The sequence below is a fragment of the Burkholderia singularis genome (genome assembly GCF_900176645.1).
GTDB lineage: Bacteria > Pseudomonadota > Gammaproteobacteria > Burkholderiales > Burkholderiaceae > Burkholderia > Burkholderia singularis.
Genome location: NZ_FXAN01000061.1, coordinates 59,948 through 71,377 on the forward strand (window position 1 = coordinate 59,948; position 11,430 = coordinate 71,377).

Genomic DNA, 11,430 nt, shown 5'->3' on the forward strand with positions numbered 1-11,430 from the left:
CCATGTCACTGCCTCATGCGCTGCTCACCTCCCTCGCCGAACGCCCGGGCTCCGGCTCCGAGCTGACTCGCCGCTTCGACCGATCGATCGGCTACTTCTGGCATGCGACGCATCAGCAGATCTATCGCGAGTTGGCGCGGCTCGAGCAACGCGGCTGGGTGGAATCGTCGCCGGTCGAACAGGCGCGCGGCCGCAAGCGCGCATACCGGATCCTGCCTGCCGGACGCGAGGAACTCAAGCGCTGGGTCGCGCAGCACGACGATCCGAAGCCGCAACGCGACGAGTTGTTGATCCGGCTGCGCGCGGAGGCGGCGGTCGGGCCGACCGGGCTCGTCGACACGGTCCGGCAGCGGCTCGAACAGCATCGGCAAAAGCTCGCGCTCTATCGCGAAATTGAAGCGCGCGATTTCGCGCACGATGGACAGACAAAAAATCGGCGCTTACAGCATCTCGTGCTGCAAGCCGGGATCATGTACGAGCGAACCCAGGCCGACCTGCTGCAACAGGCGCTGGACATTCTGGCACTGCCTGACGAACGAGCGCGTCCGAGCGACGCCTGACGCAGAGCGCCGCTCGCGAAGCAGCGCCGGCGGGCCCGTTCGCCGCCACGCGCTTCATCAGCACTGTTGCCGAACCGGTCGCACCGGCCGAAAAAAGCGGCGGGCTTGGCGATGGCGGCAACGGCGAACAGCAGCGCCCGCTATGCATTGGACACCGCTCGTGGTTGTTCGCGGACACCGTGAACGGCGCGACCGCGACCGCGACCGCGAGTGCGAGTGCGAGTGCGAGTGCGAGTGCGAGTGCGAACCGCTACGCGTCGGTCGAGACATGCCGCGCGAATCGTCTCGATGCCTACCGCTACCTCGCTTGGCCGCTCCAGCATCTGCTGCTGGCGAAAACCGCCGACGACTACGACGCGCTGCTTCGCTCGAAGATTCGCGACGAACCTCGCTGACACTCGTCAAGTACCCTTCGATAGGAAGGCGTGGAGCATGTCCGCCGTTTGTTCCGGAAGCTCTTCCGGGAAAAAGTGCCCTCCATCGACTGCATAACCTTGAACGTTACAGGCAAAATCCCGCCAAAGTTCCACTGGCCCGCCATGTTCCTGGTACCACTTTTCTATTCCCCCATGCTTGCTCCACACCGCGAGCACGGGAGAGGTAACTTTTCGTCCGGAAGCGATATCGCTCATATCGTGCTCCCGGTCGATGGTTGCAGCCGCGCGGTATTCCTCGCAAATGGCGTGAACTCTGGCGGGATCGCGTAGAGCATCGACGTAAGCGTCTCGGACGTGCTTCGGGAACGTATCCGCACTGGTTCCCCAACAATTCAATGCATCATCAATAACCGCTTCCGGTGCTGCCGAAATAAGCCGCTCGGGAAGCGGCGATGGTTGAGATAGCAGCGACCATGGCCAGAATGACAGCGCCAACCTCGCATCCGCTTTGTCCCAAACAACTTCCGTCGGCAAGATATCCAAAACTGCCAGATGGTGTATTCGATCAGGAAAGTCTAACGCCATGCGATGCGCGACCCTACCGCCTCGATCATGGCCAACGACCGCGAACTCTTGATGGCCAAATCTTTGCATCATTTCAACCATGTCTCCAGCCATTGCCCGCTTGCTATACGGCTCATGGGTGAACGTGGAGTCAGGACAACCACTATTTCCGTATCCGCGAAGGTCGGCACAAAAGACTTCATATCGATCAGACAGCAGCGGCGCAATATCTCTCCACATCAAGTGTGTTTCTGGAAAGCCGTGCAGCAACAATACTGGCATTCCTGATCCGGACTTCCTGACGAATATCTCTGCCACGTCGGTTTTGACGGTTGTAGCTTGGAAGTTGTCGAACATCGCAGCACGCCGAAGAGGACCTCGAAGAGGTCATTATGAGCCACCCGGCCATCTCATCCTCTCGTCGAGGGCGGCAATGATGGATCGCATCCCGCGGATCAAAATAAACGGCATGAAAACCGCCACTTCGCTATCCGCCCCCTTTTCAAGCATTTCACCGTGCCCGCCATCCCAAAAATATCCGGCGTCCGGCAAATCCGCCCGAATCGACTGCATAGCGCGGCCATACGCGCCACGATCGCCCCTGGCATCGCGTCGTTCGGAGCACAAACTTTCGCTCCGCCGATTCATCGGCAGGCAGTTCGCGCTCCATTGGTCGTCCAACATGCGCGCATGCGTTACACATCCGACATGTCAAGCCGATGTCCATCGGCGTTTCGATGTATTAAAATAAGCGGCTGATCCTTGCGCCGAACCTCTTGTCCGGCTCCCCGCTCAACCGCCCGCGCGCTGCGCTCGAGCACAACGCGCCAACCTGGAGACATACGTGTTCGACATGCATGTAGCCCTCCTCGCGCATGACTACGCACGTCGCGAGCCGCGCGATGTAATGGGCGATCAAGGGCTCGTGATCGTCGGCGTCGGCAGGAGCGGCGAACGCGGTTTTCAGATGCTGTACCGGTTCGCGGACGTTTGCGCGTGCCTCGAGTCGTGCGGAACGAACGTGATCTTCGTCTATCCGAAAGAATCGGCGCGCCACGTGCTCGACCCGATTTCGGTGTCCAGCGCGCGAATCAGACACAGCCCGAGCCTCTTTCTCGATGCCGAAGGGCGCTTCTTTCGCCGGCCGTGCCCGCCGAGATCGTTAGCGCTCGCGCATCTGAGCCGCGACATGGAGCCGCTCGATACGGCAACGGTCGTGCTACAGGACGATGGTTGGGAAACCGAACTGCGTGCGTTTCTCGCCCGCGCGCAGGCTCGCGTCATGCATTGAGCCGGCGGTGCAGGTGCAATGCAGTGATCGTGCCGGAAATGACGAAGAGGCCGGACGACGGCCTGGAATTGTTTCGATGAAGCCTTGTGATGTTTGTCTGCCGTTCGCCGGCGAGCGGCCCCCGAGCGACGCGCCGCTGATCGCCGTCGGCAAACCGAAGAAGCTGCGGCCGCTGATGAGCAAGCCGCTGATCGTCGGCAAATTTCGTTGCCACACATGCGGCGGATATTGGATGCGGGAAACCGATATGTCCGAGCCGCAACGCGACCAATGGCTGTTTCTCGGCCACGCGACGAGCATTCTCGAACCAGCCGCGCACCGGCCGTGAACGCCCGCCGGCCGGCTCTGCGCAGCACACGCATGCCGATCACGAACGACGCTCATACGTTGAGAAACGGCATGACGTTCCGTGCGTCCGCTTGGGCGCGGCGTGCGTGCTTGGCAGCCTGTTGGCCCGCCGATCGACGGCTAACGCGCGAGGCCCATATCAGGTAGATTGTCCCGCTCCAACCGCTCTGTGAGTTGCCGATGCCTGCCGCTTCGCCGCACCGCCCGCTCCCGCCGGTCGTCGTCTGGTTTCGTGATGATCTGCGGGTTGCCGATAACCCCGCACTCGCCCATGCCGCCGCATCGGGCCACCCTGTCGTATGCGTTTATGTCTACGATCCGCAGCCACGGAATATTCGCCCACCAGGCGCTGCCGCGCGCTGGTGGCTTCATGAATCGTTGCGCGAACTCGACGTTTCCCTTGCCGCAATGGGCGGTCAACTGACCGTGCTTCGCGGGCCGGAGCAACAGACGATCGAAGCGTTTGCCGTCAAAATCGGTGCGATCAAAGTGTGCTGGAACCGCCGATACTCGGCAGCGCAACGCGAGACAGACGCGGCGATCAAATCGGCGCTGAAAGAACGTGGAATGGCGGTTCTGACTTTCAATGGCCACCTGCTGCGCGAGCCCTGGACAGTGGCCACGCAGGATGCCAGGCCATATCAGGTATTCAGCGCGTATTGGCGCGCGGCGCGCCACGACTATCGCGCCGAAGAGCCGTTGCCCGCGCCGCGTCACATCGACTTTTTCCCCGTGCCGGAAGACGTGAGCGCCCAGGTGAAGGATTTGTCGGCATTGGCGCTTCAGCCTTGCGCACCCGACTGGGCAGGCGGATTGCGCGCGACATGGCAATGCGGCGAACAAGCGGCGCAGCGTCAGCTCGAGTCCTTTCTAGCCCGCGCGCTGGCCGGTTACGCGAGTGGGCGGGACAATCCTGCGATGACGGCAACCAGCCGGCTTTCGCCGTATCTGCGTTTCGGCAATCTTTCGGTGCGGCAGGTATGGCATGCCGCGCGGTCGGCCGCGCGCCCCCGCTCCTCTTCGAGCGCCGCCGACGCGAGTGTGGGCAAGTTTCTCGACGAGCTGGGCTGGCGCGAGTTCTCGTATTATTTGCTTTATCATTTTGCGCCATTGCATCAGGTCAACTTCAAACGCCAATTCGACGCAATGCCGTGGTGCACCGATGCCGGCGAACTGCGCGCCTGGCAGCGCGGCGAAACCGGCTATCCGCTCGTCGATGCCGGCATGCGGGAGCTTTGGCATACCGGCTGGATGCACAACCGGGTTCGCATGGTGGTTGCGTCCTTTCTCGTCAAGCATTTGCTTATCGATTGGCGCGACGGAGAAGCGTGGTTCTGGGACACGCTCGTGGATGCCGACGAGGCAAGCAACCCGGCAAACTGGCAATGGGTAGCCGGCAGCGGCGCGGACGCGGCGCCTTACTTTCGCATCTTCAATCCGGTGCTGCAGGGTCAGAAGTTCGACCCGGACGGCAACTATGTGCGACGCTGGGTGCCCGAGCTTTCGCGTCTACCCGGCGAATCGATTCACGCGCCGTGGCTCGCTCAATCTGCACAGTTGACCGCCGCGTCGGTTCGGCTCGGCCACGACTACCCACAGCCCATCGTGGCTCATCAGTATGCGCGCGAGCGCGCCCTCGCAGCTTTGGACAACATGCGCGGCGGGCACGCGCATCGCACGACGACTCGATAGCGGCTTCGGCATGCGGCAACCGCCCGGCGCTTCCCCGTCCCGGGCGGTGACGGCAAAAGATCGGCGCTGCAATGAAACCGGCAGCCGGGGCTGCCGGATACCTGCCATTTCTGCAATAAATCGCGAAAACGAAAACCGGCTATCGCACCGGCAATTCAGACCGCATCACACCGGTTCGCGGCCGCGCGAAGTCACGGCAACGGTGGTCGGTGACTCGGCGAGCGGTACGAAGCGTCGCGTCGCGCCGTCAAGCGCGTCGATGCTGCCTGTCTCGATGTCGTAGACCCAGCCGTGCAGCGTCATGCGCCCCTGTTCGAGCGCAAGCGCCACCGAAGGATGTGTGCGCAGATTCGCCAACTGGGCGATGACGTTTTCACGCACGAGCCCATCGAGCTTGGCGCGAGGCGTATCGAACTGATGCGCGGCATTGATCGCCTTCGCGGCATCCGAATGGCGCAGCCAGTTGGCCACCGCCGGCAAATGATCGAGGCACGTGCACCGCGAGATCGCGCCCATCGCGCCGCAGTCGGAGTGGCCGCAAATCACGATATCCCGCACACCCAGTACCGCAACCGCATATTCGACGGTAGCCGACACGCCGCCCGGCTCCGGGCCGTAAGACGGCACGATATTGCCCGCATTGCGAATCACGAACAGCTCGCCCGGCTCGCGCTGCGTGAGAAGTTCGGGCACGACGCGACTATCCGAGCAGGTGACGAATAATGCCTTCGGATTTTGCGTCGTCGCAAGTTGCTTGAAAAGTTCGATGCGTTGCGGATAGATCTCGCGCTGAAAGCGCAGAAAGCCGTCGATGATGTCACGCATGTAACGTCCTCCAAATTCGATTGCCGGCGCGACCGTTCGATAAACTGCCGCTCCGGGCGGCCGCCATTATCGCCGAAAATCGAATATCAGCCGAACCTCCGTGTCCGTTTCGATGCGCTCATTTTGATGCGCTCATCCGCGCCGCGCGGCCGACGTGAACATGCCGCGGCGCATACGAATAACGCACCGGTGAGCGAACCGTCGCCAAGCCGATTCGCGTCGCGGCCAGGTCGCCGCTTTCGCCATGCAGGACGGTCGCGCCGTTGCCGCGCGTCGTCCACGCTTGCGCATATCCGCCCTGCGTCAATTCTTCAACCGTCGGACGCCGACCATCGACGGTGACACCGCACGCAACGCATATACGCCAATGCCCGCACGCAGCGCGTGCACGCAAACACGCCGCCGTCACCGAAACGGCGGTCGATCGCATCCGGGCTGGGCATCAGGCGTACTGCAATTCGGACATCGCGCGCACGGTCCGGTTGAGCAGCGCTGCCATGCATTCGCCGCGGCGGCACGCGCGAGCGCTGCCGCCACGGTACTCACGCCGCTCGCTGCCGGCGCGTCAGGCCATTTTCACCTCGATGCGCCGCGGGCGTGCCTCTTCGCGACGCGGAATCGTCAGCTTCAGCACGCCGTCCTGCAGGCTGGCCTCGATTTTCGCCGTATCGAAATCCGGTGACAGCGTGAAAGTGCGCGAGAAATGCGGCTCGCGTACTTCGGCATGCTGCAACTGGAGGTTGGCGGGCGTCGGCACGATGGCTTCCGCTTCGATGGAAAGGTTGTCATCATGGACCCGCACGTCGAGCTTGTCTTTCGTCACGCCGGGCAGGTCGGCCCATAGTGTCACGCCGTGGCTGTTCTCATAGATGTCGACTGCCGGAGTGACTGCCGTGCGGTGCGCGGGCTGCCCGCCTTGCGTGCGCGTGACGGCGGATCGTTGGGGTTGGGTGAGTCTGGTGGTGTCGCTCATTTTCCGCTCCTCGAATTACTGAATAGTGATGGCGCGCGGTTTGGACGATTCGCGCTTGCCCACTCTGATCGACAAGCAACCATTTTCGTAACGTGCGTCGACCTTGTCGGGATCTGCCGTTTGCGGCAGTTCAATGACGCGCCGGAACGTGCCGGTGAAGCGCTCCTGCGCATAGGCGCGCGTTTCCTCTTCGCCCGTTTGCACGGGTTTGCGTTCACCGCTGATAGTCAGCAACCCTTTGTCGATCGAGACGTCGAGCGCCGCGGCGTCGACGCCCGGCACGAACGCGACGATCTCGATCGAATCATCGGTCGCCCCGATGTTGATGGCCGGAAAAGTGCCGAAACGGCTCGCCCGGATGCTGGACGGGAAAGGACCGAACAGGCCCTCCATCTGCCGCTGCAAGCGGTCGAGTTCCCTGAAAAGACCCGTGCCGGAATAAAGATCGCTCATGATGGCGCTCTCCTCATGTGATGCGTCGAGACGAACGGACCTACGCGCTCCAGTTCGCCTGCCGACGTCTGGCAAACAAATCGAAACACGCAACGCACGGCGCAGGTACTCGCCATGCCGCTGCTTGAGCGAAGCTTTAGATAGGCACTCGAATGGGGAATTCAAGAGGCGAAAACGAAATCGCGGACTTGGAAATCGTCCGACAGATCCTATCATCGCAGGCAAAGGCCCCCCCAAACGGAGGACTCCATGGAATTCGACACTGACTGGTTGACGCTCGGCAGGCACCGCGTGCGGCTGCGCTCGACCAAGGGCTTTCCGACGGAAGCGATGCGCACCGTGGCGGAAGTGGTCCGAATCGCGATCGACAACAACATGAGCGCCCGTGCGCGGCTGGTCGAACTCGTCTGCCGGCAGGAAAAGGCCTACGACGTCGTCATCGGAACCACGATCGCCGAAGACAAGGTTTGCGCGCCGCAACTCGAAGCCGCCATCGCGGTCGTGCTCGGGCTGCTGCCGCAGCAGATCAATATCACCGTCACGCCGGTCGCACAGGCGGACGTGGACCTGCACTTCGGCGTCTACGAGCGCATGCTGGCCGAAAAACTAGGCACCGCACCGCCGATCCAGTAGCACCACATGCAACGGACATTCTGCGCGAGGCGTCCGCCTGAACGGCAATGCGCGCAATACGAAGACACGCGCCTGGACACGCCGCGCCCGTGCGGCATACGGCGTGTGCGTGCCCTGCCACGCCGCCTGGCATGCAGCGGGATCGGAACGCGCACGCCGGCGGTGGCGCTCCCTGCCGGCATCACGCCTCCAAAATATGAAAAATGCCGGCGATGGCGGCCGGCATGGCAATCCGGGCGTTGAAATTTGCCCACGATAACGGACTACCCGACGCAACCGGCTCAACCGGTTCGATCGTCGAAAAACCGCATCGATTTGGTTCGCCCATTCGGCAAGCCTCGCGCCGCCTCGCTCGATACCGGCAGCGTCACCGTCGCGATCAATCCGCCGCCGGCGGCATCGGCCAGCTCGACCCGCCCTTGGTGCAACCGCGCGATCTCCCGCACGATCGACAGCCCAAGCCCGGTGCCTTCGACTGTCTGCGCATTGCTGCCGCGATGGAAACGCGCGAACACGGCGTCGCGCTCGTGCGCCGCAATCCCCGGCCCGTTGTCAATCACGTCGAGCCGCGCGACGTCGCCTTCGCGCCCCACGCGCACGGTGATCACCGCGCGATTGCCCGCATAGCGGATCGCGTTGTCGATCAGATTGCCGATCATCTCCGACAGCAATTCGGGCCGCCCGTCCACGACGACATCCGCGTCGTGCTCGAAGCCGAGATCGATGTCGCGCGAGCGTGCGACGGGCGACCAGTCGAGCGTCACGCTGCGCGCGACGCGATGCAGCGCGACCGGCTCGTGCGTGGCCGTGTGGCCGCTATCCGAATCGAGCCGCGACAGCGACAACAATTGCTGAACGATCTTCGCTGCCTGCCGCACCGCACCATCGACGCGTCGCAGATGCACGCCGACCCGCTGTTGCTCGGCCGGCCGCAGCGCAAGCTCGACGCCCGCCTGCACGGCCGCGAGCGGCGTTTTCAGCTGATGCGCGGCATCCGCGAAAAAGCGCCGCCGCGCGATCTGCATGCGCTGGGTGCGGCCGATGTATTGATTGATCGATTCGACGAGCGGCGCAAGCTCGCTTGGCATGCCGAGCGTATCTAGCGGAGCCGGATCGTCCTCGGCGCGCGCGGCGACCGTCGCGGACAGCCGGTTCAGCGGGCGCAGCCCGCGCGCCACGCCCAGCCAAACGATACCGAGCGCCAGCACGACGAGCAGCCCTTCCTGCAACAGCGAGCCGGTCAGAATCTCGCGCGCGAGCGCCTGGCGCGCTTCGATCGTTTCGCCGACCATCACCCAGACGACCCGTGATTGCGCGCTCGGCACATCGTGAATCGGCAGGCGCAGCGCGGCCATGCGCAGCCGCTCGCCGCGATAGACGGCATCGTAGTAATGCGTGACGAACGGCTCGCCGCTGCCGGCGTCGAGCGCCTTGGGCAGCGGCAGATCGGGATAGCCGGTGACCGCGCGGCCGCCGCTCTCGCGAATCAGATAGTAGATCTTGCCGCCGTCGTTCGATTCGAACATCTCCAGCGCGAGATACGGCAGATTGACTTCGATATCGCCGCCATTGAGTTGCACGCCCTCGCAGATCGATTTCAGCGACGACGACAGCGTGCGGTCGAACGCGACATGCGCGGCGCTCATCGCGCGCTGATAGGTGAGCCACGAATCCAGAACGAGCAGCCCCAAAAGCGGCAGCAGCAGCCACAGCGTGAGTTGCGTGCGCAGATTCGGACGCATCATGCCGAAGCGCTCGCTTCGAGCAGATAGCCCAGCCCACGCAGCGTCACGATCGCCACGCCGCGATTGTCGAGCTTTCTACGCAGACGATGCACGTAAATCTCGATCGCGTCCGTGTTGACCGACTCGTCGAGCCCGAAGATCTTCTCCGACAGCGTTTCCTTGTTGATCGCGCGGCCGTTGCGCAGGATCAGCACTTCGAGCACCGAGCGCTCGCGCGGGGTTAGCTGCAGCGCCTCGCCGGCCAGCCGGAAGTTGCGATCGACGCTGTCGTAGACGAGCGGCCCGCACTCGATGCGCGAATGCTCATGTCCCAGGCTGCGCCGGATCAGCGCGCGGGCGCGCGCTTCCAGTTCGGTCAGATCGAACGGCTTGGACAGATAGTCGTCGGCGCCGAGGTCAAGCCCCCTCACGCGATCCTCGACCGAGCCGTGCGCGGTGAGGATCAGCACCGGCACCGGATTGCGCCGCGCGCGCAGGCGCCTGAGCACTTCGAGCCCGTCGAGCTTCGGCAGCCCAAGATCGAGAATCACGAGCGCGTAATCCTGGGTGCGCAGCACGTGGTCCGCCGCTTCCCCGTCCGCCATGTGATCGACCGCGAAACACGCGGTGCTCAGCGCATCGGCAAGCGACTGCGCAAGGATCGGATTGTCTTCGACGAGCAGCACACGCATGGGAACCTCGGGAAATCCATGACACAAAATGCATTATTTTGAACCGAAATGAAAGCAGGCTGAAAGTGCGCCGCCCTTACCATCCGCGTCACTCGAACAACACAACAAGCCATTGGAGGAAGACATGCCGTTCGCACCCAAGCGCGTAGCCGCGATCGTCACGCTCGTCGCGAGCGCGGCCGCCAGCGCCGTCTACGCGCAGGTTCCCGCCGGATATCCGGGAAATTACCAAGGCACGATCGACGCCGCGAAAAAGGAAGGCAAGCTGATCGTCTATTCGACGACCGACACCGGCCTGGTGCGGCCATTGCTCAAGGATTTCGAAAGCCTATACGGCGTGAAGGTCGAATACAACGACATGAACAGCACCGAGCTGTACAACCGCTACATCAGCGAGAACGCGGCGAACAGCACGAGCGCCGACGTGCTGTGGAGTTCCGCGATGGATCTGCAGATCAAGCTGGTCAACGACGGCCTGATGACGTCATACGATTCGCCGGAGAGCGCGTACATCCCGCAATGGGCGCAGTATCAGAAGCAGGCTTACGGCACGACCTTCGAGCCGCTCGCGATCGTCTACAACAAACGGCTGATTGCCAACAACGAAGCGCCCAAGACCCGCGCCGATCTGATCCGGCTGCTGCAATCGCAGCCCGAACGCTTCAAGGGCAAGGTCACCACCTACGACATCGAGAAATCCGGCGTCGGCTTCAACTATCTGACCCAGGATGCGCACGTCAACGAGAAGGTCACCTGGGAGCTGGTGAAGGCGATCGGCGCCACCGGGCCGAAGCTGCAATCCAGCACCGGCGCGATGATGGAGCGGATCTCGTCCGGCGAGAACCTGATCGGCTACAACATCATCGGTTCGTATGCCTACGCGAAAGCGAAAAAGGACAAATCGATCGGCTATGTGTTTCCGAGCGATTACACGCAAGTCGTCAGCCGCCTCGCGACGATCTCGAAGAAAGCGAAGAACCCGAATGCCGCGCGGCTGTGGATCGATTACCTGCTGTCGCAGCGCGGCCAGACGCTGATCGCGAATCAGGCGAATCTGTATGCGATCCGCTCGGACGTGAACGGCGAGACGTCGGCGGCGGGCTTGTCGAAGGCGCTCGGCGATTCGTTGAAGCCGATCCAGATCGGCACGGGCCTGCTGGTCTATCTCGACCAGTCGAAGCGCCTCGCGTTCCTCAAGCAATGGCAACAGTCGATCAAGCGCTGAGCGCCGCCCGCGCGGCGCGCTAGGCGCCCTTCCCTTTTCGACGACCTCCCTTTCGGTGATTTTCTTTTCACGC

Annotated in this window: 14 protein-coding genes; 7 read left to right on the forward strand and 7 right to left on the reverse strand. The window is 62.9% G+C overall.

Features of this window, described 5'->3' with window-relative positions:
• The first annotated feature begins 2 nt into the window (after positions 1–2).
• Both BSIN_RS13275 and BSIN_RS25830 read left to right on the forward strand, forming a co-directional pair.
• Positions 3–560 carry a PadR family transcriptional regulator gene (locus tag BSIN_RS13275; RefSeq protein WP_059519771.1) on the forward strand — a complete coding sequence of 186 codons (558 nt, stop codon included), beginning with the start codon at positions 3–5 and terminating at the stop codon, positions 558–560.
• 179 nt (positions 561–739) lie between these two features.
• Positions 740–955: a transposase domain-containing protein gene (locus tag BSIN_RS25830; RefSeq protein ID WP_159935958.1), complete on the forward strand. Its 216-nt coding sequence runs from the start codon at positions 740–742 to the stop codon at positions 953–955.
• A 6-nt stretch (positions 956–961) separates the two neighbouring features.
• On the opposite strand, the gene BSIN_RS13285 is transcribed toward BSIN_RS25830, so the two are convergent.
• The gene (locus BSIN_RS13285) at positions 962–1,858 is read right to left on the reverse strand and encodes an alpha/beta fold hydrolase (RefSeq protein ID WP_089340855.1); all 897 of its coding nucleotides are present in this window, start codon (positions 1,856–1,858) and stop codon (positions 962–964) included.
• A gap of 33 nt (positions 1,859–1,891) precedes the next feature.
• Positions 1,892–2,185 carry a hypothetical protein gene (locus BSIN_RS25375; RefSeq protein ID WP_143757439.1) on the reverse strand — a complete coding sequence of 98 codons (294 nt, stop codon included), beginning with the start codon at positions 2,183–2,185 and terminating at the stop codon, positions 1,892–1,894.
• Positions 2,186–2,345: 160 nt separating this feature from the next.
• Between BSIN_RS25375 and BSIN_RS13295 the strand changes: the two genes are divergently transcribed.
• The 3 genes from BSIN_RS13295 (at position 2,346) to BSIN_RS13305 (ending at position 4,832) form a co-directional block, all read left to right on the forward strand.
• Positions 2,346–2,792, forward strand: a complete 447-nt coding sequence (locus BSIN_RS13295; RefSeq protein ID WP_059519774.1) for a hypothetical protein — start codon at positions 2,346–2,348, stop codon at positions 2,790–2,792.
• Between the two features lie 76 nt (positions 2,793–2,868).
• On the forward strand, positions 2,869–3,120 hold the full coding sequence (locus BSIN_RS13300) for a hypothetical protein (RefSeq protein WP_069235884.1): 252 nt from the start codon (positions 2,869–2,871) through the stop codon (positions 3,118–3,120).
• A gap of 200 nt (positions 3,121–3,320) precedes the next feature.
• Positions 3,321–4,832, forward strand: a complete 1,512-nt coding sequence (locus BSIN_RS13305) for a cryptochrome/photolyase family protein (protein ID WP_089340857.1) — start codon at positions 3,321–3,323, stop codon at positions 4,830–4,832.
• 165 nt (positions 4,833–4,997) lie between these two features.
• Here the strand turns inward: BSIN_RS13305 and BSIN_RS13310 are convergent, their stop codons facing one another.
• The 3 genes from BSIN_RS13310 to BSIN_RS13325 form a co-directional block, all read right to left on the reverse strand.
• The gene (locus BSIN_RS13310; protein ID WP_059519776.1) at positions 4,998–5,657 is read right to left on the reverse strand and encodes a carbonic anhydrase; all 660 of its coding nucleotides are present in this window, start codon (positions 5,655–5,657) and stop codon (positions 4,998–5,000) included.
• 565 nt (positions 5,658–6,222) lie between these two features.
• Entirely contained in the window at positions 6,223–6,630 is a 408-nt protein-coding gene (locus BSIN_RS13320; protein ID WP_089340859.1) for an Hsp20/alpha crystallin family protein, read from the reverse strand.
• Between the two features lie 15 nt (positions 6,631–6,645).
• Positions 6,646–7,083, reverse strand: a complete 438-nt coding sequence (locus BSIN_RS13325; RefSeq protein ID WP_059519779.1) for an Hsp20/alpha crystallin family protein — start codon at positions 7,081–7,083, stop codon at positions 6,646–6,648.
• Between the two features lie 249 nt (positions 7,084–7,332).
• On the opposite strand from BSIN_RS13325, the gene BSIN_RS13330 reads away from it, so the two are divergent.
• Complete coding sequence (locus BSIN_RS13330; protein WP_059519780.1) at positions 7,333–7,716, forward strand: hypothetical protein; 384 nt, start codon at positions 7,333–7,335, stop codon at positions 7,714–7,716.
• Between the two features lie 281 nt (positions 7,717–7,997).
• Here the strand turns inward: BSIN_RS13330 and BSIN_RS13335 are convergent, their stop codons facing one another.
• On the reverse strand, positions 7,998–9,461 hold the full coding sequence (locus tag BSIN_RS13335; protein ID WP_089340860.1) for a sensor histidine kinase: 1,464 nt from the start codon (positions 9,459–9,461) through the stop codon (positions 7,998–8,000).
• Positions 9,458–10,132 carry a response regulator gene (locus BSIN_RS13340; protein WP_089340861.1) on the reverse strand — a complete coding sequence of 225 codons (675 nt, stop codon included), beginning with the start codon at positions 10,130–10,132 and terminating at the stop codon, positions 9,458–9,460. The genes BSIN_RS13335 and BSIN_RS13340 overlap by 4 nt, the downstream gene beginning before the upstream one ends.
• Positions 10,133–10,256: 124 nt before the next feature.
• On the opposite strand from BSIN_RS13340, the gene BSIN_RS13345 reads away from it, so the two are divergent.
• Positions 10,257–11,357 carry an ABC transporter substrate-binding protein gene (locus BSIN_RS13345; RefSeq protein ID WP_089340862.1) on the forward strand — a complete coding sequence of 367 codons (1,101 nt, stop codon included), beginning with the start codon at positions 10,257–10,259 and terminating at the stop codon, positions 11,355–11,357.
• Positions 11,358–11,430 lie beyond the last annotated feature (73 nt).

What these genes read in the sequence shown, in the direction of transcription:
- BSIN_RS13275 (WP_059519771.1), top strand. Translation starts at nt 3, where the DNA reads ATGTCACTGCCTCATGCGCTGCTCACCTCCCTCGCCGAACGCCCGGGC.
- BSIN_RS13285 (WP_089340855.1), bottom strand. Translation starts at nt 1,858, where the DNA reads ATGTTCGACAACTTCCAAGCTACAACCGTCAAAACCGACGTGGCAGAG.
- BSIN_RS25375 (WP_143757439.1), bottom strand. Translation starts at nt 2,185, where the DNA reads ATGTTGGACGACCAATGGAGCGCGAACTGCCTGCCGATGAATCGGCGG.
- BSIN_RS13300 (WP_069235884.1), top strand. Translation starts at nt 2,869, where the DNA reads ATGAAGCCTTGTGATGTTTGTCTGCCGTTCGCCGGCGAGCGGCCCCCG.
- BSIN_RS13305 (WP_089340857.1), top strand. Translation starts at nt 3,321, where the DNA reads ATGCCTGCCGCTTCGCCGCACCGCCCGCTCCCGCCGGTCGTCGTCTGG.
- BSIN_RS13310 (WP_059519776.1), bottom strand. Translation starts at nt 5,657, where the DNA reads ATGCGTGACATCATCGACGGCTTTCTGCGCTTTCAGCGCGAGATCTAT.
- BSIN_RS13320 (WP_089340859.1), bottom strand. Translation starts at nt 6,630, where the DNA reads ATGAGCGACACCACCAGACTCACCCAACCCCAACGATCCGCCGTCACG.
- BSIN_RS13325 (WP_059519779.1), bottom strand. Translation starts at nt 7,083, where the DNA reads ATGAGCGATCTTTATTCCGGCACGGGTCTTTTCAGGGAACTCGACCGC.
- BSIN_RS13330 (WP_059519780.1), top strand. Translation starts at nt 7,333, where the DNA reads ATGGAATTCGACACTGACTGGTTGACGCTCGGCAGGCACCGCGTGCGG.
- BSIN_RS13335 (WP_089340860.1), bottom strand. Translation starts at nt 9,461, where the DNA reads ATGATGCGTCCGAATCTGCGCACGCAACTCACGCTGTGGCTGCTGCTG.
- BSIN_RS13340 (WP_089340861.1), bottom strand. Translation starts at nt 10,132, where the DNA reads ATGCGTGTGCTGCTCGTCGAAGACAATCCGATCCTTGCGCAGTCGCTT.
- BSIN_RS13345 (WP_089340862.1), top strand. Translation starts at nt 10,257, where the DNA reads ATGCCGTTCGCACCCAAGCGCGTAGCCGCGATCGTCACGCTCGTCGCG.